General features: G+C 64.1%; 10 protein-coding genes and 1 pseudogene. 1 reads left to right on the top strand and 10 read right to left on the bottom strand.

The window, feature by feature from the left end; translation table 11 throughout:
* Positions 1 to 11: 11 nt before the first annotated feature.
* From XpruCFBP8353_RS13885 to XpruCFBP8353_RS13865, 4 genes are all read right to left on the bottom strand, one after another.
* Entirely contained in the window at positions 12 to 1,598 is a 1,587-nt protein-coding gene (locus XpruCFBP8353_RS13885) for a family 43 glycosylhydrolase (RefSeq protein WP_101363753.1), read from the bottom strand.
* On the bottom strand, positions 1,595 to 5,953 hold the full coding sequence (locus XpruCFBP8353_RS13880; protein WP_101363752.1) for an Ig-like domain-containing protein: 4,359 nt from the start codon (positions 5,951 to 5,953) through the stop codon (positions 1,595 to 1,597). Before XpruCFBP8353_RS13880 ends, XpruCFBP8353_RS13885 begins: the two co-directional genes overlap by 4 nt.
* Before the next feature lie 239 nt (positions 5,954 to 6,192).
* Complete coding sequence (locus XpruCFBP8353_RS13870; protein ID WP_162301050.1) at positions 6,193 to 9,009, bottom strand: TonB-dependent receptor domain-containing protein; 2,817 nt, start codon at positions 9,007 to 9,009, stop codon at positions 6,193 to 6,195.
* A 460-nt stretch (positions 9,010 to 9,469) separates the two neighbouring features.
* Positions 9,470 to 11,827, bottom strand: a complete 2,358-nt coding sequence (locus XpruCFBP8353_RS13865; RefSeq protein WP_101363750.1) for a glucosidase family protein — start codon at positions 11,825 to 11,827, stop codon at positions 9,470 to 9,472.
* A 460-nt stretch (positions 11,828 to 12,287) separates the two neighbouring features.
* Between XpruCFBP8353_RS13865 and XpruCFBP8353_RS13855 the strand changes: the two are divergent.
* Positions 12,288 to 13,843, top strand: a pseudogene (locus XpruCFBP8353_RS13855) (S53 family peptidase).
* A 217-nt stretch (positions 13,844 to 14,060) separates the two neighbouring features.
* Here the strand turns inward: XpruCFBP8353_RS13855 and XpruCFBP8353_RS13850 are convergent.
* The 6 genes from XpruCFBP8353_RS13850 to XpruCFBP8353_RS13825 all read right to left on the bottom strand — a co-directional run bounded on the left by XpruCFBP8353_RS13850 (position 14,061) and on the right by XpruCFBP8353_RS13825 (position 23,741).
* A complete protein-coding gene (locus tag XpruCFBP8353_RS13850) occupies positions 14,061 to 14,357 on the bottom strand; it encodes a flagellar basal body rod protein FlgC (RefSeq protein ID WP_101363748.1) in 297 nt (98 codons plus the stop codon).
* Between the two features lie 89 nt (positions 14,358 to 14,446).
* Positions 14,447 to 16,087, bottom strand: a complete 1,641-nt coding sequence (locus tag XpruCFBP8353_RS13845) for a DUF5597 domain-containing protein (RefSeq protein WP_101363747.1) — start codon at positions 16,085 to 16,087, stop codon at positions 14,447 to 14,449.
* Positions 16,084 to 18,423 carry a S9 family peptidase gene (locus XpruCFBP8353_RS13840; RefSeq protein WP_101363746.1) on the bottom strand — a complete coding sequence of 780 codons (2,340 nt, stop codon included), beginning with the start codon at positions 18,421 to 18,423 and terminating at the stop codon, positions 16,084 to 16,086. The genes XpruCFBP8353_RS13845 and XpruCFBP8353_RS13840 overlap by 4 nt, the downstream gene beginning before the upstream one ends.
* Complete coding sequence (locus XpruCFBP8353_RS13835) at positions 18,413 to 19,999, bottom strand: APC family permease (RefSeq protein WP_101363745.1); 1,587 nt, start codon at positions 19,997 to 19,999, stop codon at positions 18,413 to 18,415. The genes XpruCFBP8353_RS13840 and XpruCFBP8353_RS13835 overlap by 11 nt, the downstream gene beginning before the upstream one ends.
* Positions 20,000 to 20,061: 62 nt before the next feature.
* Positions 20,062 to 21,927 (bottom strand): DUF885 domain-containing protein, encoded by a 1,866-nt coding sequence (locus XpruCFBP8353_RS13830; RefSeq protein WP_101364000.1) that lies wholly within the window; start codon positions 21,925 to 21,927, stop codon positions 20,062 to 20,064.
* Positions 21,924 to 23,741: a DUF885 domain-containing protein gene (locus tag XpruCFBP8353_RS13825; protein WP_101363744.1), complete on the bottom strand. Its 1,818-nt coding sequence runs from the start codon at positions 23,739 to 23,741 to the stop codon at positions 21,924 to 21,926. The genes XpruCFBP8353_RS13830 and XpruCFBP8353_RS13825 overlap by 4 nt, the downstream gene beginning before the upstream one ends.
* Positions 23,742 to 23,778: the final 37 nt, after the last annotated feature.

The following is a 23,778-nucleotide window of genomic DNA, read 5'->3' as shown; positions in this document are numbered from 1 at the left end:
TGTCAGCGGCTTCACGGCGCATCGCAACGCTTGCTGTCGGCGGCAGTGGCAGCTGGCAGGCGTTGTGGCTGTGGTGCCAGCACTTCCCATTCCTGTACCGCCAGCGCAGCGTAGCTGGCCGCGTTGCCGGAGGCATCCATCACCACGCGCACGCAGCGCGTTGTCACCGGCGCGAACGACACCGCTTCATCGTGATCGGTGCGCGTGCCATACCCATCGCTGGGCTGCACCGGCTGCCATCGCCCAGCGTGCCGGTATTCCAGATGCCAGCGCGCTGGCGGCGCCACGCCGACGTCGGCACCCGCAGGGTGATCGGCCCAGAACACGATGCGCGTGCGATCCACGGTGATCGGTTGCGCCCAGCTGTATTGCAGCCATTGCTGCGGTGGATTGTTGTCCGTCCAGCTGGCCCACATCTCCGGCGGCAATGGATTGGCTTTGACGATGCCGTCGTTGAGCGCGGCGATCCAGTACTGCACCGGGATATCCGGACCATTGGACGCGGTTGCGTAGGCCGATGGCGCTTGATTGCGCATGGGCGGCACCGGCGGCATGGGGCGCCGCGTCGGCACGACGGTGCGGATGCTGGCCGGTTGGGTGCTGTCGTCCCATTCCAGCCGGTCGATGGCCACACTGCGGCGGAAATGTCCGCCGCCCTGCGCGTCTGCAGTGTGGTACACCAGATACCACTGCCGTTGAAATTCAACGATGCCCGGATGCGAGGTGGTGGAGGACACCGGCGGCAACACGATGCCGCGGTACGTCCACGGGCCCAGCGGGGTTGGCGCGCTCGCATAGGCAATGCATGCGTGATACAGCGTGGGCGTGCATGGCGAAAGACGACCGGCGTTGTTGGCCGCGTACGCCAGGTAGTAGGTGCCGTTGCGCTTGAACAGCCAGGGCGCTTCGAAATAGCCGTCCAGCGTGTCCACCAGGACCGGCGTCCCCTTGAAGGTGACCATGTCGCGCTGCAGCTCCACGCCGTACAACGCGCCGAAGGTGCCCCAGTACAGATACACCCGTCCGTCATCGTCGACCATCACGGTCGGGTCGATGTTCTGGATGTCGTTGCGCCCCGGCACCGACTGCGAGACCACCGGACCTTGCGGATGTGCATCGGTCCACGGGCCGAGTGGACTATCGGCCACCGCCACGCCGATCGCGAAAGGATCGTCGTTGGGCGAATCGCGCTGCTGCACCGGCGCATACAGGTAATAGCGCCCATCCGGGCCCTGCACGATCTGGGACGCGTAGGCATACCGCTTGTCTGCCCAGGCAAAGACATGCTGGGGCCGAAGAAAATCGGGGTAGTGGGTCCACTCACCGCTGCCCGGATCGCTGCTGACGAACAGTTGCCAGCCAGGCATGACGAAGGCATTGAGATTGGGAGCAGCGGTATCGCGACCGGCAATGATGTACAGCTTGCCGTCGGCCACCAGTGGCGCAGGGTCGGCGGAATATGCGCTGCCGTCGGCGAGGATGGGATTACCGGATGAGTGCAGCTGCGTTCCCTGCGGCGGCTGCATGGCACAGGCCGGAGCGCTGGCCAGCAACACCCCGCAGGCCAGCACCAGCAAGCGTGAGAACGTTCGCATCATGGTGTCACCTCCTTGATCTGCAACACCAGGGGCACCGACACTTTCTGGGTGGGTGCACGCCCTTGCGCGGTGCCGGTGAGCTGGATCTGCCCAGGCTGTGCGTAACGCGCGGCTGGCAAGGTGGGCCATTGCACCGGCACGCGTTCACGCGAGCCGTCGTTGTATTGCACCGTGACAAAGCCCGGTAGCGTCGGTGCATGCCCGACCACCGCAGTCACCGTCGGCAATGGCTGCACGGTGTTGATCTGCCCGGGCGGGGTTGCGCGTACCCAGACGGTGGCCTTGACGGGAATCGCGCCTTCGACCAGGCCTTGCAGTTCCACCGCACCTTCGCGGCCCAGGCGGCTGGCGGCCAGCTCGGACCACTGCACCGCCACCGGCAGCACGCTGCCATCGGCAAAGAACGCGGTGATCTCCTGCGGCAGCGTCGGCATCTGCCCGGGGGCCGCGCGTAGATCGATCGTCTCCATCTGTTTGGGCAACTCAGATAGCGCCTGCCATTCGTCCACGCCAATGGCGGCGTGCCCGTCGGCCGTGGTCTGGGTCGTCAACACCACGCGCAGCCCGGTGGTCACCACCGGCGCAAAGCTGGCGGTGCTCGCCGCGCCGGTGGCCGCCGCCGCAATCGGATACCCGCTCTTGCTGACGATGTCCTGCCAACGTCCGTCCTGCAGCATCTGCAACTTCCAGCCGGCAGGCGCGGCCACCCCGCCGTTGGGCTGGTCGTTCCACAGGTAGAGCGCACTGGACGATAGACGCACCGGACGCGGCCACTGATATTGCAACCACACCGTTGCGGGCTGGTCGAGCCCATAGCTGCCCCAGCGCAGGCTGCCACTGGGAAAACTGCCCGGCTGTGGAATGAAACCATCGTTCAAGGCCTGCACGCGGTACTGCATGCCGGTGAGTTGCGCACTGACGCTGGCCATGGCCTGCAACGCAATGCTCTGCAGTGGGCGAGAGGCCGGTGCGTTGACCTGCACATCGGCATGCCCCATCAGTGCCCCATCGTTGGCAACCAGACGCAAGGTGTACTGCCCGGCACGGGTGAAACGCACCGACGTCTGCAGCGCAGCCGCATCGGCAAACACCGCATCGCCGCCTTCCGGTGCCTGCTGCACGCGCCAGCGGGCCTGCAGCGTGCCATTGGGCAAGCCGTCATCGCCGACGCGCGCCTGCACCACCATCGCGCCATCGGCACCCGGCGTGTCCAACTGCCATGCCTGCACCTGCGGCGGCGCATTGCCCGCAAACGCCGGCGCCGGCAAGCCGCTGTCGAACAGCTGGATTTCCTTGATGCCGGTGCGCGCCGTGCCAGCATGGGTCACCACCACGCGCAGCGCTGCGGTATGGATCGCCGGAAAGCGCACCCGATTGCGATTGCCTTCTGCCATCGTGGCATCGCGCACCTGCCCGGGAACGTTCTTCCACGCCCCGCTGATGTCCTGATATTGCACGGCGTAGATCCACGGTGCTGCGTAGCCAGGCTGCGTTCCGGACGGAAAGCCGTTCTGATCACCGCCCGGCGACGAGCTGCGATAGAAGTACAGCACCACTTGATCCAACGTCCGCATGCCGCCCAGGTCCAGTGCGATCCAGTCGCTGGCCGACGGCGAGCCTGCGGTCCCCCAGAACGGCGTACTGGCAGTACTGCCATCTACTGCCGCCGTTGCCGGCAACCCCGCTGCAGCAAAACTGGCGCTGACACGTGCACCCTGTGCCAGGTTGCGGCTATGCGCGGGCGGCAGTGCCACATCCACACCAGCGTTGGCCAGGATCTGCGCGATCCGCGTGCCGGCAGCGAACGACACCTGCGTGATCGAGGCCACTGTTGCAGGATGGGCTTGGAGCACTTGCGCGGCGCCATTGCCATTGACCGCATCCGGCGCGGCGCTGACCTGTCCGCTGGTCGGGTCGTAGATCACGTGTGCCAGCCGATCCACGCGGAATGCCAGGCGGCCATCCAGATAGACGCTATAGCCCTTCGGGATGCGCCCGCCGTAGTGGCTGCCATCACGATCCCAGACGATGCTCAGATTGCGGTCGCGATAGCGTAGATTGTCGGCGGCAAAATGATCCCAGCCGATATCGATCGGATACAACTCGATCTTACCGTCGCTGCGCGGGCGAAAGCCCATCGCATCCTCGATCATGGTGAAGTTGGTCGCGCCCAGCTGGGTGTGGTGGATCCACGAGCGGTAACCGATCTTGCCGCCACGGCTGGCACTGCCCTTGGCCCAGAATTCGTTCTGATCCGGATAGCGGTTGTCGCCATTGATATAGGGCGCCCAGGCGTTCCAGTACAGCAATTTGCGATAGCTCTGCGCGTTCAAATACGGACTGGGGTAATCGCGCAGTGCCGAGCCGAACAAACGGAATGCCACGGTCGCATTGATGGTGGAAAAATTATTACTGCCCACATCCGAGCCGCTGCCGCGCGCCTGCATGTCCACCTGGTTGGCGGTGTAGAACGGAAACAGCGGGTACTGCGCTGCATCGGCGAACAGCCGCAATGCACGCACATACTTGGGGTCGTAGTCGGCATCGCCCTGCTTGGGCATCAAACCGACGCTGAAGGGATAGTAGTTGTTGGTTTCCTTCCAATCGACCGCCAGCCGAGGGCCGCTGGCTTGGCGATGCTTGAGCAGGTCGCCATACAGGCCGACCGAATCGGGGGTGCCACTGTGATCCTGCCACAACACCTCCAGCGTGGCCTTGCGGATGCGGCGCGCAGTGGCCTGCATGCGCTGCGCAGTGGCGGTATCGCCGGCGAGCGTTGCGGCCTGCGCTGCCGCCTGCGCGTTGGCGTAGACGTAGGCACTCTCGGTGCGGTCCATGCGGATCTGGCCATGCTGGTCGGCCCAATCGAACGACACCGCATCGGCATCGTTACCCGTCATCGCCGCCCAGTCGTATTCGATCAAGCCGTTGTGATTGAGATCGTAGGCGGCCAGCACGCCGTCCACGTCACCACTGCCATAGCGTGCCAGCTTGCCCGCCAGCGCCACCGGCCCGCCGTGGATCTGCATCGACCGCCATGCGGCGGCAGTGATGTATTGCGCGTAGGAATTGGACCAGTTCTCCGGCGAGCCGGGGTTGTCGGTGTACTTGCCGCCGCCGGCGGTTTCGCCCGCGCTGAGCCAGGTGCCATAGGCGTACAGCGGATTACGCAGGTATTTCAGATCGTCCAGGAACATCCCGGCGGTCAACACGATGGCATTGTCGTAGCCAAGCACGCCCTCGATGGCCACCGGAAACTGGTAGTCGTTGCCGGGGACGTTGGCATCGAGAAAGTTGAAGCGCAGCACCCACCAGCGATAGAACAGGCTCTTGCTGATGTTCTCGTTGGGCGTATCCAGGTACGGCAGGTTGTCCACCCACCAGTGGTTGTAGCTGGCCACGTGCTGCTGGTAGGCCTGCTGCGGTGTCTGCGCGGCAATGCGCGTGTACTCGGCGCGCGCTTCGGGCAACTCGCGGGTGAGCATGCCGAGCTGCAGCTTGATTGCCACGGTTTCGCCGCTCGCGGGGATGTCGATCTCGCGAACCAGGCGTTGCCCCTCGACATGGAATCCATCGCCGGAAAGACGCGGGAAGACCGTCGTGATGTGGTTATAGGCGTCGAATGCGCCGGTCAGCTCATTGCCATCGGCGTGCTGGGCAATCGGGGACACGGCTTGCAGCGATACCGTGTGCGCCGCCCCATCCAGACTGGACAGCACGACGCTGGCCACCGCCACGTTCTGCTCGGTGATGTACTTGACCAGCCGCATGCGCACGCCCACGCCGGCATCTTCGAACACCGTTGTGAAATAACTCGGTGTCTGCCGCCGCTGCTGCGAACGCTCCTTCCATTGGACATGTCGCTTGCCCAGCGTGGCGTAGATGCGGAACATCGCGTCGTAGTCGGTGGCATGCCAATACGCCACCTGCCCCACGAATCCCGGCGCATCAGGCTCGTGATACGTCAGATATGCGGCGCGACCACGGGTAAACAGCCAGTCGTTCCGATCCTCGAAGCCGCCGCCGGTCCCCTCGCGCACCAGCATGCGGTCGATCCAGAAATCATTGCCCGGCGCCTGCCCTGCCCCATGCGCAACATCGGCAGCGTAGATCCTCGCCAGCTGCCCGCCCGGTGCAAACGGCACGGCGCTGTCGGGCATCGGATGGTCCAGGCCGCGAAACAGCGGCTCGCCGATCATTGCGTTGGGCTGAGCGATCGGCGCTTCCTGTGCGGCTGCAAGTGGCCAACCAAGCATGATGCATGTCCACAACAGCGCTGCAGCGCCGGTGCGCCGGGTCACGCGCAACCAGCGCCGGTGCCGAGCCAGGAACGACTTCCAGCGTAAATCCCTCATGCATCCATCCCTTTAGCGTGCAAAACAGTGCGATCGATGCGGCGGCTGGCGCGCATCGGACAATAGACGGCTGCACTACTCCCCACTGCATCGCAACCGTTGTACTGCAGCCCGCCTCACCATAGTTGTTTGCGCTGGCAACACCTGCGTCAACACGAAGTGCAGCGATGCAAAGCGAACATCTCCGCGTCCCCCTCACATCCGCCCGACGACTGCTCGCTCTGTTTTGCTAGCCGCGTCTAAAACTCCACTCGTAGCCGGCCCCAGAAATACCGCCCCAGCGTGTCGTACGTGCTCGCTTCGGTATTGGCCGCATTGGAGTAGCTGTAGAAGCGCGGCGGCTTACGGTCGCCCAGATTGTCGACACCCACCGCCACCGTGCTGTGCAGCGATGCAATCTTCCGGCTCAACGAGGCGTCGTGATACACCACCGAGCCGATCCGGAAATAGGCGCAACTGCCATCGGCATTGGTGTCGGCGCAGAAATTTTCGTACTGGCTACCGTTGACGGTGCGCCCCAGGTAGCGGGTGCTCCAACTCGCATGCCACGGGCCTTTGTCCCAGGCCAGATTAGCGACCGCGCGCCAGCGCGGCATGTTGCCCCAACTGGAATTTTCGCCAACGTAGTTATGCGCATCGCCCGCAAAGCGATAGCTGGAAAAGAACGTGGCATCCAGCCCCGCCGCAAACGCGCCCCAGGCGGTCTCGGCCAGCGTGTAATGAACGCCGGCGTCGTAGCCGCGAATATCGACCTTGCCGCTGTTGTACGCGAACGGCACCGACACGCGCGTCAACTGGCCCGCGGCGTCGCGTTGAATCAGCGGGCAGAACGCAGCTTCACTGCCATCAAAGCAATCGCTGACGACCTGCTGATAGCCGACACCGCTCAGCATGTCGTCCAGCACGACTCGCCAACTGTCCACGTTGAGCGATAACCCACGTACCTGATCCGGGTCGTAGACCAAGCCAACGTTGTAGGAACGGCCACGCTCGGGCTTGAGCTTGAAGCCCACGTTATTGGCGCCGGAAGTCACCACGTTGAACTGCGCGGTGTTGGTGAAGCTGCCATCGTTGGGCACATTCGCGCAGGCCGGGTTTGGCGCACCGGTGAAGCCCGTGCACGGGTCCTGAAAATCGCCGGTATTGTCGATCACAGCGTTGTAGGGCGAGCCATACAAATCGCCCAAGGCCGGCGCCCGGAAGACCTGCGAGCCGGTCGCGCGCACCAATAGATTCGCAATTGGCCGCCATTCGATCGCGACCTTGCTGTTGGTGGTGTTGCCCCAGGCGTCGTACTTGGAATAGCGCGATCCGAGATTCAGGTTCAACACGTTGGCCAAGGGCGCGTCCTTCAGCAGCGGCACCAGCAGTTCTGCATAGGCTTCTCTCACCGACTCGTCGCGCCCCTGTTTGAGGATGCAGCCATCGTTGTAGTCGCAATTGCCATCGGCATCGGCGGCAGCCACCGCGCTGCTGGTGCCCTGGGCGAACTTGTTGGTGCGATAGACCAGGCCGACTGCCGCCTGCACCGCGCCGGCTGGCAGTTTGAACAGGTCGCCATTGGCGCTGATATCGACAAAGCGCATCTGGCTCTTGTCGATCAGATCCACCGCCAACTGGGTGCCTCGCAATGCGGCGATGGTGGCCGGATCGTTGGGATTGAAGACGTTGATCGGCGTGCAGCCGGCAATCACCGCACCGGGCGCGCCGCACTTGACCACTCCATCGCTGTCCAGGAACGACGCGCCAACCGCGTTATTCAATTTGGATGTCACCGAGAACCCGTTACGTACCAAGGTATCCTTGTAGTTCGCATAGCCTGCCGCCGCATCCCACTGCCAGCTGCTATCGGCGACGCGCCCACGCAGGCCGGCAACGATGTTGGTCTGGAACATGGTGGAGGTGTAGACGCGCGTATTGGCCTGCGGGGAGCGCACATAGTAGGCGTCCAGTTGATCGCCGAACGGGTTGTAGTCGTTGTCCACGGCGTCCGGCATTTCCAGGCCGTAGGCATCCAGGCGCGAGACCGTTTTGCTGCGCGTCCAGAAGACATCCACATAGGCCTGTACCGCCGGGGTCACGTCGAAACTGCCGTGCAGCGAAGCGTTGGTGCGTACGATTGGGGTGATCAGGTACTGCGTGTCGTAGACGTTGTAGCTGTCGGTGGCGCGATTGTAGGGGCGGAAAGCATCTTCGCCGACCGGACCAGGCGCCACGCCGCTCACCGGCGTCAGCACGCGCCCATCGGTCAGGAAGGCCCGGGTATTGGCGCCGCGGATCTCGCTGACATGCCCATCAAGATATTCCACCGCCTTGGCGGCATAACCGCGGTCGCGATTGAACACCGGGTTCATCGAGTTACGACCAAGCCCCAGGATCAGCCCACCACGGTCCCAGGTCTTGCCCCATTCCAGCCCGAGCGTGCGCCGGTTGGCATCGCCATGCGTGCTCTGCGCGTAGTCCACGGTGGCGGCAACGCCATCGTATTTGTCCTTGAGAATGACATTGACCACGCCACCGATCGCATCGGAGCCGTACACCGACGACGCACCGTCGGTGAGCACTTCCACCCGCTCCACCATCGCCGCGGGGATTGCATTGACGTCCACGCCCGGTGCCGATGCCACACTACTGGCAGGTCCAGCCATGCGATGGCCGTTGACCAGCACCAGCGTACGCTCGGGCCCAAGATTGCGTAGCGACACCAGCGCACGGCCGTGACTGAAGCCGGAATTGAGCGACGGCCCGGCCTGGAAGCCGGCCATCATCGGCAAGCGCTGCAGCAGTTGCCCCAGTGTGCTCTGCCCGCTGTCTTCGATGCGCTGGCGGTCGATCACCACCACCGGGCTGGCGGTTTCGGCATCGACGCGGCGCAGATGGGTGCCGGTGACATTGATTTGATCCAACGTCTGGGTGGCATCGTCTGCGCCATCGCTAGGCTGCTGCGCCGCGGCCGGCAACGAGGTGACGGCTAGCGCGAACATCAGCGCGTTAGCGAGCACGGTGATCTGCAAGGCAAGGCGCTTAGAAGCAACAGCAGTGCGGCTGGGCGACATCGGAAATCCTTGTGCTGACACAGGCAATGGCCCACCTGCATGCACGGCCGACCGGGGCTGGCACAGCGCACAGATGGGAGATCGATCACGACAGAGACTGCAGCGGCGGCCTGCCGTCTCAACGGCAGGTGTCTACGAATGCAAGGACGGCAACTGAAACGACACTGCTCTCCCCTGAGAGCGCGTGCCTTGGCATATACGCGTTGCGTTAGAAAAATCTTGCGGCAACACCGCCGCGCCGTCTTGACGAATTTAGTCGAACCACATGCGGAAAATCGCGTGCTTGCGCCTGTTTCCAGGTATGCCTGCATTGCCTGAGCACCGACACGTCGACACAGCCATCCGATGTGCCCTGGTCTCTTGTGAACAACCACAGCGCGTGCACGCACACGGCGCTGTGGCGCGCGATAGCTGCAGCTCCATCGCAGCAGCTCGCCGGGTGATCATCGCACCGCTGGGCTCACACGTACCAAGCCTGCACCTTCACCAATGCAGCAGCGCCGGGCAAGGCCACGCGATCTGCATGCGGGCCTTGCGGTCGCACCGGCGTGCCATCCACCAGCACGCGTTGCAGGCGCGTGCCTGCGGGTACACGCAGGGTGAGCCAGGTGCGTTTGGGTGCGCGCTCCGGCAACTGCACATCGGCACTGATGCAACGCGCCGCAGCATCGTTGCGCAAGGTTAGCGTGACCGTCCCCCAGCGCGTTGGCGCAGCGGTGATGCCCACGGGCGCACCGCTGCCCAGCCATGCGCGCGGTACCGCACGGGCAAGAAACAACTGCTCACCTGCGCTGTCGTCGCTGACCAACATCCAGCGCAGCAGCAGCGGGATGGTCATCTGCGCGGGCATGCAAAACAACGGCATGCCACCGGTGATGCCGCTGACCTCGCCGGCCGTCCAGCTGCCGCGCGTGTGCACCTGATAGCGGTGCGCGTAGACGAACAGCAGATATTCTTCGATGCGATCCAGCCGTAGCAGTTGTTGCGCATAGCCATAGGAAATGAAACCGAGCAGATCGCGGCTGCCCGGCTCCGGCGGCGCGATATTGGCAACCACGCCAATGCTGGTGCCGCCATGGCCGCGCACGCAATCGATCACCAGGTTGGCCAGATCGTCCGGCAACACATCGGCCTGCAGCAGCTCGGCATACGCACGGTGCGGCCATTGCTGTTCGCTGGGCTTTTCCTGCAGCAGCGATTGGCGGAAGGTCAGTTTGGTGCCGGGCAACGGCCCCACATACGCCGGCGAGAGATCGCGACGCACATTGGCCCGCAGGCTGGCCTGCAGTCTTGCACGCAGTTGCGTCGCGCGGCGCTGCCACAGGGTCGCCTGGCCCGTGTCGCCACCGAGCGTGCTCCACACCTGTGCGATGTCTTCCCAGCCGCGGATGGCCAACGCGCTATTGGCGTAATACGGCTTCCACCACAGCGATGGATCGGGAAATAGGCAGGCATCGGATTCGTTCCAACCGTGCAGCAGGCCATGGCCCTGTGCGGTGCGCGGCAATGCCAATGCCTGGTCGTGCAAGACGCATAACACCTGCGCGGTGGCGGCGATCTTGGGCAGCAAGCGACGCAGCCGTGGCGCATCGCCGGTGTAACGCAGATAACGCGCCAGCAACGACAAGGTCAGCCCGAATTGCCCCACTTCCGGCCCGCGCATATTCGGCAAGCCATCGTCCTGCACGAACGCATCGAAGTAATTGTCCAGCACCGCCGCAGCTTGTGCGAAACGCCCCCACTCCAGATTGGCGTAAAACGCGCTGGTAAACGTGTCCTGGAAACCATCGTATTCGTTGCCGTAGTAGTCGCGCTCCACCGCGCCGTACTTCGGGTAGTCGCCACCGGGGCGCACTACCAGCTCGCGCACGAACGCGAACTGGGCCATGTCATTCCAGCTCGCATCGGGCAATTGCGCCTGCACCGTGCCGTCCAATGCCTGCTGCCAATACGCAGCGAAATCGATCAACGCCGCATAGAACTGCTCGGCAGTGGCCGCCGTACGCACGTCGCCGAATGCGGGATAGCTGTGCGTGTAGTGCACTGCCACGATCTGCCCGCCGCGGACCTGCATCGTGCGGTGCCAGGTCTGCACAACAAAGCGGTCGCTGGCACGCACATCGGCAAACACCAGCACGTCGTACCAGGCATCGGCCTCGCCCTCGCGGCGCATCACCTTGCGCACCGCCGGCATCCAGCCACCCAACATGCCTTCTTCGCGCCGTTTGATCAGCGCCTCCTCGCCAAGTTCGGTGAAGGCATGTTCCGGCCGCGAAGTGCGACTGCGGCCGTTGGGCAGGATCGGCATGGTGTCCAGGCTTTCGCGCGTGCCGACGAAAGTGGTCCACGGCCAGCGGCCACCATTGTCCTTGGGATCGAGCAGCGAGGCTGGCGGTGGCGCCACGTCACGCACCTGCGCCTCGTCCGGGTCGCCATCGCGCAGCAAGCGATCGGCAAGCAGGTCGGCATCGGCCATCGCCACCTGGGCCAGCGGCAGCCCGAAGTATGGCTTGCCCTCGGCTGGATAGGCCGGCTCGGTGCGCTTGTCCAGCCGCAGCATGCCGCTGTCGCTCCACAACGTGAGCTGGCCCTGCGCGTCGTCCAGATGCTCGTAGACCGTCCAGTGCTGCTGCAGGTGAGTGAAGCTGCACAGCGTACTGCCGACATGCGCTGCCGAAGGCAGCGGCTCTAGGCGGGGAAGTGCGTGCGCGGGCAGCGCCGTTGCAGCGGCGGCAGTGGCCGGCATTACCAGTGCGGCACCGGCACCAACAGCCGCACTGGCCGCCATACCCTGACGCAGAAAGGTTCTACGGTCCATCGGTGCGCCCTCGAATGATCGTTGCCCATCGTGCACGCCTTCACGCGGCACGTCTTGTGACAGCGGTCAGACACCCGTGCGGAAATCTGCACATCGCCACGGCGCGTGGACGGCTTGCCGTTGTGCTCGCAGCAGCCCTGGATGCGCAAGACCGCCAGCACTCCACACCACGCGGCGCGCTGTCGCAGGATCTGAGGCGCACGCGCGCGATGCTGGCCTTGTTGCATCACTGCCGTGACGTGCCACCGACCAATGGCGCACCACTCAATGCGTCAGCGCTTCGCATTTTAGTCCATCGCACGTGGCACCGGCCGCATCCATCACCAGCGCTTGGCATTGAATGCAAAATGGCGTGCGGCTGGCAGCGATACGTGCTGCAGTGTTCGTGCAGCATGCGACGGCCACCGTTCGATCTGCACCAACCACCTCGGCTCACCCATCTCGATGGAGATCTCCCCGCATGCACACGATCCTCGCTGGCAGTGAGCGCCACACCGCACTCTCGACCATCGAGGCCGGACAACCGCCGCAGGACGAACGACTGCGTGTCCTACTCGCGGTGCGCATGCCGGCGTTGAATGCCGCTGCCGATATGCTGCTGCAACTGCAGCCCAATACGCTGCCGGTTGCATTGACGCGCGCGGAGTTCAGCGAACGCTTCGCCGCCAGCGCGGCAGATCTGCAGGCCGTTGCCGACTTTGCCGCCAGTTATGGCCTAGCGGTCGAACGTTCGCATGCAGACAGCGGCACCGTCATTCTTGAAGGCACCGTGCAGCAGTGCGAAGCCGCGTTCCAGGTCAGCCTGCGCGACTACGTACACGGCACAGTGCGCTATCGCGGCCGCACCGGCCCGGTGTCGATGCCGCAGGCATTAACCGGCATCGTCACCGCCGTGCTGGGGCTGGACGCGCGCCCGCAGGCGCAGACGCTGCCAAGCGCGCCTGACGCAACCGCGACGCGGCAGCCCGCGCCGGCAGCGCCGGAGGGTAGCCCGATCATGCAGTACACGCCGCCGCAGCTGGCGCAACTATATGGTTTTCCCGAGCACGACGGTCACGGGCAGTGCATCGGCATCGTCGTGCTGGGTGGCGGCTATGCACGCGAGCAGATGGCCGCCTATTTCGCGCAGCTGCGCGTCCCCATGCCGACGCTGGTGGATGTGCTGTTGCCCGGTGCCACCAACACCGTCAGTTGTGGCCATGCAAATGCCGATGTCGAAGCGCAGATGGATATCCAGATCGCCGGGACACTCGTTCCGGGCGCCAAACTTGTGGTGTATTTCGCGCCCAACACCGACAACGGCTTTCTGGAAGCGATCAACGCCGCTATCCACGACACCGAGCATTCCCCGGGAATCATCGCCATCAGCTGGGGCTTCACCGAATCGCAATGGACGCCGCAATCGCGCCAGGCCTACGACTGTGCGTTTCAGGCCGCCGCATTGATGGGCATCACCGTGTGCATTGCCGCTGGCGACGATGGCGCCAGCGACGGGCAGCCAGGATTGAACGTCTGCTTTCCCGCATCCAGCCCGTTCGTGCTCGCCTGCGGCGGCACTCGACTACAGCTGACGGCGGACAGCGCAAACGAGCAGGCATGGACGAACGGCGGCGGCGGAGAAAGCAGGTTCTTTGCACGCCCGGCCTGGCAGAAGGATCTGCGTCTCACCGATGCACAGCACCAGTCACGCCAGCTGCGCATGCGCGGCGTCCCCGATGTGGCGGCCAACGCCGATGCACAGACCGGTTACTACCTGTCGATCAACGGGCAGCCTGCCGTGATGGGCGGCACCAGCGCCGCTGCACCGTTATGGGCGGCCTTGCTGGCGCGCATCTACGGCGCAAACCGCTGCAACCCCACTTCGTGTTACCGCGCCTGTACGGCCAACCTGAGGCGTTCCGGGACATCGTCGCCGGTGACAACGCCGGTTTCCGCGCATCCACCGGCTGGGATGCCAACACTGGGTTGGGCGTGCCCGACGGCACACGCTTGACCGATGCGCTGCGCCCGGACTGAGAACGACGCAGGGGTGCGTGCAGACAGCCGTCGCGGCAATCTGTATTGAGAGCGAGAACACCGATTCGCTGCTTGCTCTGCAACCTCTGCGCACCAATCAATTCGACGGATCCTTGCAGCCAGGCAGCAGACAGACGTCGCCTGGTGCAGATATCAAACCGATGGCCGCACAACGGGTACAACCGATCGACAACGGCCGTCGTCCACTCCGAACGTCTTAGCTCAACACATCCAACAAGCGACCCAACATCTCGTCGGAGCGCCGTAGCGCAGTGGCGTTGGCCTGGAAATCGTTGCGTGCCGATAGACCTTCGACCAGATCGGTGACGGGCACAGATGGATCGGCGCTGGCATCGACCACGCTGGCCGACACGCCGCCGTTGGCCTGCGTGCTGGCCGCGACAGACTGACGTGGGCTGCCGTCCACCGGCTGGCGGGCCACATTGCTGGCTGCCACCTGCTGACGCAAGGCGGCGACCTGCATTCCGGAACTGGCGATGCTGCTGATGCTCATGGTGGCTCCGGTGTGGCGGTGAGTGGATGTGAACAAGGCCCAAGCCATTGCAGATAACAGGCGGAAGTCGGCAACACGATCAGCAAGGCTCAGTAAGTCCCTACCCGCACCCGCAGCACCACAGGCACGTTACCGTCCGCATCCACACGCCCGAAGTTGAGCCCGTAGTCGGTCTGGTCGCCGTTGAGCTGCCTTTTTACCTGCCAGCGCCCATCGACATACCGCCCCTGCTCCACCCGCAACAGTTGTCCATGACGGGTATCGGCCGCGTCGCGGAAAAATTCAATGCGTGCAGCCATACCGGTCACCAGAAACTCCTCCGGCCCCAGTTGGGCCACCAGCAGCCGGCCTGCGTGGTCGTCGTTGCCGGGCAGAATGGGCGGCGCATCGCCCCACATGGGCGCGCCGAACGACACCCTGGCTTCCCACTCGCCGAAGCGCAGCGTGCGTTGCGCCACGCCGGGTTGTTCGGCCAGCGCCTGCAAGCGGCCATCGAAGGCGGCCTGCGCAATGATCCGCTGCATGGGCGCGAGCAACGTGAAATTGGCCACATGCGCTGCAATTGCGGCGCGGTTGGCCTCGCTGTCCTGGTTGCCGTCCACGCCGAACACCGAAAACCCGACACCGCCCTGCCCCAGTACGTGGAACAGATACGGCGCGGTGGCCGCTTCGAAGCCGGTTTCCGACACCCAGGCAGGGTTGTCGGGGCGCGCGTACTGGCCGATGACCTTGGTGTATTCGGTGTAATCGTTGGTGTAGATATCGGTGCCGATGAAGTCGATCGAGGGCGTGGCAGCGCGCCACAGCGCGAACATGTTCACCGTCGCACCGCCGGACGGATAGTCCAGCCCCGGGTAGCTCTTGCCCTTGTAGCGCAGCCAGGTGTTGACGTAGAGCGGCAGCGGATAGGCGCGCTTGCCGGCGGCAGCCACCTGTTCGATATACGCCGCCGTTGCGTGCGCATTGAAGGCTTCGGCCGCGTCGGTGCCAAACACCTGCTGCCAGCTCCCCTGCGGTTTGCCAAGCGCGCGTGCGATTTCGACAGGCACCGGTTGCGCGAACGCCGCCTCACCGGCCGGGCCGTGATCGCGCACAGTACCGATCGCACCCGGCTCGTTTTCTACCTGCACCAGAATTACAGTGTGGCGGTCGCCATCCACCTTGCGCAGGTGCTGCATCAATGCAGTGAACGCGCGCGCATCGGCCTGCATGTTGGCGGCCACATGGGGCGACAACACATCCACCGGCTCACCGTTGGCGTCGCGCATGCGCGGGTACGTCGCTTCGTCACGCTTGATCCATTCCGGCACGTAATGCATCTGGCCGTTCTTCCAGCTGCCGAACCACAGCAAGGCCACACGCAGGCCGCGTTTGCGGGCGCCGGCAATCAGCGCGTCTACATTGGTGGTATCGAAGCGACCCTGCACCGGTTCGAACTGCTCCCAATACACCGGTGCTTCCACCGTATTGGCATGCAGCGCCACCACATCGTCCAGCGCGTGCGGCAACACCGCCGGCCACGCGCTGGAGTTGTGCAGCTGCGCAGCCAGGATCGTATATGGCGCACCATCGACGAACAGCGCATGGCGACCGTCTTTGGTGGCCAAGCGCGGCAGTTCTTCTGCCGTGGCGAGCAGCGGCATGCTGACCGCAAGCAACGCCAGCGACCATAGCAGACCAGCCCCCCGGTTGCGCCGCGATGCCCTGAATCGAAGAGAAAAACGCATCATTGCGCCTCCGATGGCAGCCAATTCCAGTGCGGCGTGGGTTCGTTGCGCAGATGGCGCACGAAGAAGTCGTACTGGCGGCGTTGCACGTAATCGATCGGGCCACTGGAGCGGCCTACCGAATGCTCGCCACCTGGCACGTTGAGCAGATCGAACTCTTTGCCGGCTTTGATCAAGGCATCGACGACTTGTGCGGTGGACGCTGGATCCACATTGCTGTCCTGCTCGCCGACGATCATTAGCAGATCGCCCTGCAGCTTGCTCGCATTGACCACACCGGACGCGTCCGCATAGCTCGCATCCACCGGCCAGCCCATCCACTGCTCGTTCCAGCTGATCTTGTCCATGCGGTTGTCGTAGCAGCCAGCGAAGGCCACGCCCACCTTGTAAAACTCTGGATGACGTTCGAGTGCCCCAAGCGTGCTCTGGCCGCCCGCCGACGCGCCGTAGATGCCGACGCGGCTGATGTCATAGGACGGATCTTTGGCCGCCAGTGCACGATGCCAGGCGATGCGATCGTCAAAACCGGAATCGCCAAGATTCTTCCACGCCACATCGTGAAACGCCTTGGAGCGATTGGCGGTGCCCATGCCGTCGATCATCACCACGATGAAGCCCAGATCGGCCTGCGCCTGCATGCCGATCTGCTTGTCGCCGCCGGAGTGATAACCGAACGGCCAGAACGTCTTGGGCACGAAGGAATCATGCGGCCCGGCGTAGATGTTTTCGATCACCGGGTAGCGTTTGCGCGGGTCGTAATCACGCGGTCGTACCACCATGCCCCAGATGTCGGTGGTGCCGTCGCGCCCCTTGGCCACGAAGGTCTCCGGCGCGCGCCAGCCGGCGGCCTGCAGCCTGTCGATAGTGCCGCGCTCCACGGTGTGCAGCAGTTGTCCATCGATGGCGTGCAGCTCCATCACCGGCGGCAGGTCCGGACGCGAGTAAACGTCGACGTAGTGCAGGCCGTCGTCGGCAATCGCGACATCGTGGTCGGCATCGGCATGGGTCAGGCGAGTCAACCGGTGGCCGTCAAAATCCACGTTGTAGAGCTGTCGGTCGTATGGGTCTTTACCGGCATCCATGCCGCTGGCAGTGAACCAGATGCGGCGCTGCGTATCGTCCACGCGCAGCACATCGCGCACCACCCACGGCCCGCGGGTGAGCTGGCGTTGCACCTTGCCGCTGCGCCCATCGAACAGGTACAGGTGCCGCCAGCCGTCACGTTCGGAAATCCACAGCACCTGATCGCCGCGCCCATCGACATCGTGGCGAAAGCTGCGGTCGGCATACACGAAGGTGCGCGCGTCTTCGCCGACCGCCACGTGCGCGCGCGCGGTGCGGACATCCACTGCGATCACACGCATGCGTTGAAAGCCGCGTTGCACATATTCAAACGCCACAGTGCGGCCATCGCTGCGCCATTGCAGCGGCGATAGCGAATACGGGTTGGCGAACAACGCCGTGTCCACATCGCGCCGTGTGCCGTCCAGCGCGAACAGCACCGGCCGCTCTACATCCACCGCATCGCCCGGCTTGGGATAGAGCTGGGTGTGCACGACCGGCTGCCCGCCACCGGCAGGCGCGGCCTCCACCCGAGTGACGCGGCGGGCCAGTCCGGGACGCACGCGGTATACCGCCAACTGCTGCGAATCCGGCGACCAGGCAACACTTTCCAGGTCGAAGTAATCATCTGCACGGCCGTCGCTACTGAGCCGTGTCACCCGACCATCGGCGACACGACGCAGCATCAGGTTCCAGCCATCGGCCAGCACCTCCCAGGTGGCATCTGGCGAACGACGCGGCGTGGTGTCGGCCGGCACTAGCGGGTCGCGCACCACCCCGAAACCGCGTGGACGTGCTTGTGACTGCGGCCGTGCATCGGGCGCGCAGTGATAGGTGATCAGCGTGCAGCGCCAAGCCGCGTCTTCGAGTGCGAAGACAATCGCGCCATCGCTGCGCTCGCCCTCTTTCGAGAACGAAAACCGCTCGAACGGCAGCCGCAGCGGCGCATAGGCTTTTCCGGTTGCCGCACGCAAGCCCTGGGCCACGCGCGCCTGATCGAACGCCGGCTGCTTCTGTCGCGTGGCCACATCGACGCTGACGAATGCGAAGCCGCCCGGCACCGTCTTGCGGTAGTAGAACCTGCCGTCGTCCTGCCATTGCGCCGGCCAGGCGACGCTCTCGGTTAGCGTGATCCACTGCTCGCGTAGACCCAGCGAGCGTTGATAGTCGGCAACGCTGGGCGCAGCCTGCACCGCACCCGACACCACCATCACGCACGCGGCCAACACACGCCACCCACACACACCCACTGCGCTGCGGCGCGCATCACTCACCATCGTCCTCCTCCAACGCCAGCTCCTCGCTACGCAAACCGCTGCGCGCACCCCAGTGATAGATGAAGAACGCAATCACTGCCACGCTCAGCGTATCGAACGGATGCCCGATCCAGCCGTGTCCACCGAACGTGCCGGCCCACGACACCAGCATCACCAGCACGAAGAACACGATCAGCCACAACGATGCACGCACTTGCCGCAACAAGCGCGTGCGCCCCTCGCGCGAGGGCAAGCGATACAGTACGTACAGCGCGAACGCGAGCACCTGCAAGCCAAGCAGCCACGACAAGGTCGGCCAGGTGGACCAGTACACAATCAGCGCCGCCACCATAAATGACAGCGGCCCCAACACCATCAAGCCACGCACGAAAAACGGGCGTGGCAAGTCCGGCGCACTACGGCGCAAGGCCGCCACCGTGACCGGCGCCACGGCATAGCTCAGCACCAAGGCCGCCGACACCACGCCGATCAAGGTTTCCCACGAGGGAAACGGCAGCGTCCAGAAAATCGACAAGCCCAGGCTCAACCACAATGCCGGACGCGGGATGCCCGACACCGGATCTACCCGCGTCAGCACCGGCAAGAACCCGCCGCTGCGCGCCCAGCCGTACACCACACGCGGCGTGGCATTCATGTAGATATTGCCGGTACCGCTGGGCGACACCATCGCATCGCAGATCACCAGCGCCGCCAGCCACGCCATGCCCAACGCCAACGCGATGTCGTGGTACGGCAGCGAGAAGGCCTTGTCGATGCCCGCCCAGCCTTGTGCGAGCTGCGCGGCCGGAATGCTGCCCAGAAACGCCAGCTGCAGCAGCACGTAAATCACCGTGGACAGCGCCACGGACAGGATCAGCGCAATCGGAATATTGCGCTGTGGATCGCGCACTTCGCTGGCCACCGATACGATCGGGGTCAGCCCCAGGTACGCGAAGATGATGCCGCCGGCCGAGATCGCCGCTTCCACGCCCGCCATGCCCGAGGGTGCGAACCCATGCACGCTCAGATTGCCTGCATTGAACTGCTTCATCAGCAGCACGATCACCAGAACCGGCACCAGAAACTTGAAAATGCTGACGATGTTGTTCGCCAGGGCAAACGTCTTGACGCTGAAATAGTTGAGCAGGAAAAACAGCACCAGCAATGCCAGCTGCGCCAGCCAGCCCCAGATGCTGGGATGCGTACTATCTGGTTGACTCAGCCACGGCAACCATGCTGCTGCGTATTGCCGCGCGGCTTCCACTTCGATCGCAATCAAACTGGAAAACGCGATCAGCGTGATGAAGCCGGTCAGCGACCCGAGCAAGGCGCCATGCGAATACTCCGGGTAGCGCACCACCCCGCCCGCCCGCGGCAACGCCGCGCCGAGTTCGCAATACACCAGCCCGAGCAGCAGCACCGCGATGCCCCCCAAAATCCACGACACGATGCCGGCCGGTCCTGCGATCGAGGACACGTGGCTGGCCGAAAACAACCACCCGGAGCCGAAGATCGAACCCAGCCCGATAAAGGTCAGGTCGGTCAGGCTAAGCCGCTTGTGGAACTTGCCTTGCGTGGTCGTAGCGTGTGTGGTCATCCGTCGCCCCGAAGTGTGGAAAGCGCAGTTACTGCAGTAACGCGACGCCGTGCGCGCACGCGTCAGTCGCTGGAAGCCGCTTTCGCCTCTACCGATGTATCTGCAGCATCATCCTTTGGATACGGCGACACGCCACCATCGGCGATGAAGCGGTCGATACGTGCTTCCAGCACCGGCAACGGCACCGAACCGGTCTGCAGCACCGCATCGTGGAAGTTGCGCAGGTCGAACTTCTCGCCGAGTGCAGCTTCTGCCTTGTGGCGGAGCTCCAGCATCTTCAACTCGCCCAGGTAATACGACAGCGCCTGCCCCGGCCAGGCGATATAGCGGTCCACTTCGGTGGTCACTTCGTGCTCGCTCAAGGCGGTGTTGTCGCGCAGGTAGGCCTGCGCCTGCTCGCGCGTCCAGCCCTTGTGGTGGATGCCGGTGTCGATCACCAGGCGGCAGGCACGCCACATCTGGTAGGTCAGAAACCCGAAGCGGTCATAGGGCGTGTCGTACATACCCATTTCCTGGCCCAGATACTCCGAATACAGCGCCCACCCCTCGCCGTAGGCAGAGATGAAGCCGTAACGACGGAACTCCGGCAAGCCCTGCGCCTCTGCCGCCAGCGGCATCTGCAGTGCGTGGCCCGGCGAGGACTCATGCAAGGTCAGCGCGGTCAGGTTGTACAGCGGCCGTGACGGCAGGTTGTAGGTGTTGACCAAATAGATGCCCGGCCCGCCGCGGCCACCGGTGTAGAACGGCGCCAACTCCGGTGGCACCGGTTCGATCGCAAACCGCCGGCGCGGCAGCCGGCCGATGTAATCGCCCACCTTGGCGTCCACGCGCTTGGCGATCCAAGCCGCCTGCTTGAGCAACTCTTCCGGGGTCTTGGCGTAAAACTGCGGGTCGGTACGCAGGAAATGCAGGAATGCCGGAAACACCGCCTGCCCGGCCGGCGGCTTGAAGCCACTGGCAGCGATGGTCTGGTCCATCTGCGCGCGCAGTTTGGCCACTTCCTGCAAGCCGATCTGATGAATCTGATCGGGGCTTAAATCCAGCGTGGTGAACTCGCGGATCTGCGCACGGTAGTACGCCTGCCCGCCCGGCAGGGCTTCGCCGGCGAGCGTGGTGCGCGCGCGCGGCTGATACTCATTGCGGATGAAGTCCAGCAACGTGGCGTACGCCGGCACCACCTGCGTATCGATGGCCTGGACCGCTTGCTGGCGCAGTTGCGCCTGCACATCGGCAGGCAGCGTCGCCGGCATTTTCTTGAACGGCGCGTAGAACGGATTGGCCGCGCCCTTGGCCTGCGCCACCTCGGCGATGGATTGGTCACGCCCGGTCATCGTGACCCGAGGCTGGCTGAAACCGCGCGCCAACCCAGCGCGCATATTGTCGGTGTGCTCGGCGAAATAGCGTGGGATGTCGGCCAGCATCTTCAGATAACGCTGGTAATCCTCGCGCGTGCGCAGCTTGGCTTCGGCGCTGAACCCCAGATCGCTCCAGAACGCCGAGTCGCTGTTGAACGGCATTTCCCAGGCGCGAAAATGCTGCTGGTCCAGCAGCACCTGCAACTGTTGTCGGTACACCTGGTAACTCACCCGATCTTCGGCCGACAACTGCGCCTGCGGGATGGCATCGAGTTCCTTCAACGCGTGTTGCCAATATGCCGTGCGCAGGTTCTGCGTGGCGACATCGACCTTGGGCAGATGATCGGATTGCTGCTCCTGCGTGGCCCGGTTGTCCTCATCCACCGCGCCGGAGGCCTGGGCCTGCCGCCAGCGCCATTCGCGCGTGTACAAGGCCTTGAAGCGTGCCGCTGCGGTGTTCTGCGTCGCCGCACCAGCAGCGTCGGCTGCCTGCGCAGGCAGGGCAAGACCGCTCAGGCTGGCTGCAAGCAAGAAACTCAATGCGCTTATGCGTAACGCGCTGCTGGTACTCATTGCTGTGCCTCCGGTGCCGTCTTGGCCTGCGCGATCCATTGCCGCACGCGTTGCTGCAGCATCGCCAGCGGCATCGCGCCACCACCCAACACCGCATCGTGGAAGGCGCGCACATCGAAGCGCTCGCCGAGTTCTTTTTCCGCTTCCGCGCGCAGTGCCAGGATCTGCAGCTGGCCGAGCTTGTAGCCCAGCGCCTGGCCGGGCCATACGATGTAGCGATCGGTTTCGGACTGGATGCTGGGCTCGTCGTCGGACGGATGCGCGTGGAAGAAATCCACCATTTGCTGGCGGTTCCAGTGCTTGTAGTGCACACCGGTATCGAGCACCAACCGGTTTGCGCGCAGTAATTCGCCGGACAGACGCCCGTAATCGTTGTACGGGTCCTTGAAGAAACCGATCTCTTTGCCGAGACGCTCGGCATACAGCGCCCAACCTTCGATGTAAGCGTTATAGCCGGCCTGCTGGCGGAACGGCGGCAACGGCAGCGTCTGCGCGAGCGAGATCTGCAGGTGATGGCCCGGCACGCCTTCGTGATAGGCGGTGGTTTCGATATTGGTCAGCGTGCGGCTGGCGAAGTCGCTGGTGTTGACCTTCACGATCGCCGGTTTGGTGCCTTCCGGATTGCTCTGCCAATATTCGGCGCCAGGCGCAGTGCGCCGGAACGCCGGCATCGCCTGCACTTCCAGCGGCGTCTTGGGCAGATGGCCGAACAACTTGGGTAGCTCCGGCTCCATCGCCGCGATGTACTGGCGGTACTGCTGCAAAATCTGCTCGCCTGAGGTGGCGAAGTGGCGCTTGTCGGTCTCCACTGACTTGCGGAAGCTCGCCAGATCGGCAAAGCCCTGCGCCTTTGCAATCACCGTCATCTCGCCCTCGATGCGCTCGACCTCTTTCAAACCGATCTGGTGGATTTGTTCCGGCGCCATGTCGGTGGTGGTCTGGGTATGGATGGCATAGCGATAACGACGCTCGCCATCGGGTAGCGACCACACGCCTTCCTGCGCGCGCCCTTGCGCGGCGTATTCGTCGCGCACGAACGCCGCCAGCTTGCCGTACGCCGGACGCACCTGCTGATCGATCGCTGCAAGCAGTTGTTTGCGCAACGCGTCGCGTTGATCAGCCGGTACCGCAGCGTCGAGCTTTTTCAACGGCGAGGCGAACGGGCTCTGCTCCCCGGTCAGCGCGGCAATCTTGTCGATCTGCTCGGGCAGGCGCTCCAGCAGATAACGCGGCTGCACCAACCCCTCCTTGGCGCCCTGCCGCGACACCGCGATCACCTGGTCGATCACCGTCGGAATGGTCTGCAGGCGCTTGATGTAATCCTGATAATCCTTGGCGTTCTCGAACGGAAACGCATCGCCGTAACCGGCCAGCCCCAGCTGGATGCCGCCGATCGGCTCCAGCGGCATCGCATAGGTCTTCAGATCGATGCCTTCCAGCTTGTCGCGCAACTGGCCCAGCATCATCTGCAGGCTGAGCTGGCGTTGCGCGTCCAGCGTCTTGGCATCCACTGCTTCGAACTGCTTGAGCAGATCGGCTGTTGCGGTGCGATCTGCTTGCACGGCCTGCAGCGAATAATCGCTCCAGCGGTCGTTGTAGCGCTTGTCGCCGATGATGCTGGCGAACTCCGGGTTGTGCTGCAGTTGGTACTGCCACTGCTTGTCCAGCAACGCATCGAAGGCCTTGGCAGCCTGCTCGCTGATTGAGGCGGAGGCAGGTGTGGCGGCCTGCCCCGCTGCGGGCGGCACCGGCTTGCAGGCGGTGAACAACGCGGCTGCAAGCAGACCGATGGCGACAGGACGCAGGTGCTTCATGCATTCACTCCAAAGAAACGGTGCGCTGGAAGCGCTC

The sequence above is a fragment of the Xanthomonas prunicola genome (assembly GCF_002846205.1).
GTDB classification, from domain to species: Bacteria; Pseudomonadota; Gammaproteobacteria; order Xanthomonadales; family Xanthomonadaceae; genus Xanthomonas; species Xanthomonas prunicola.
The sequence above is the reverse complement of the archived record's forward strand: the minus strand, read 5'-3'. Positions and strand labels throughout refer to the sequence as shown.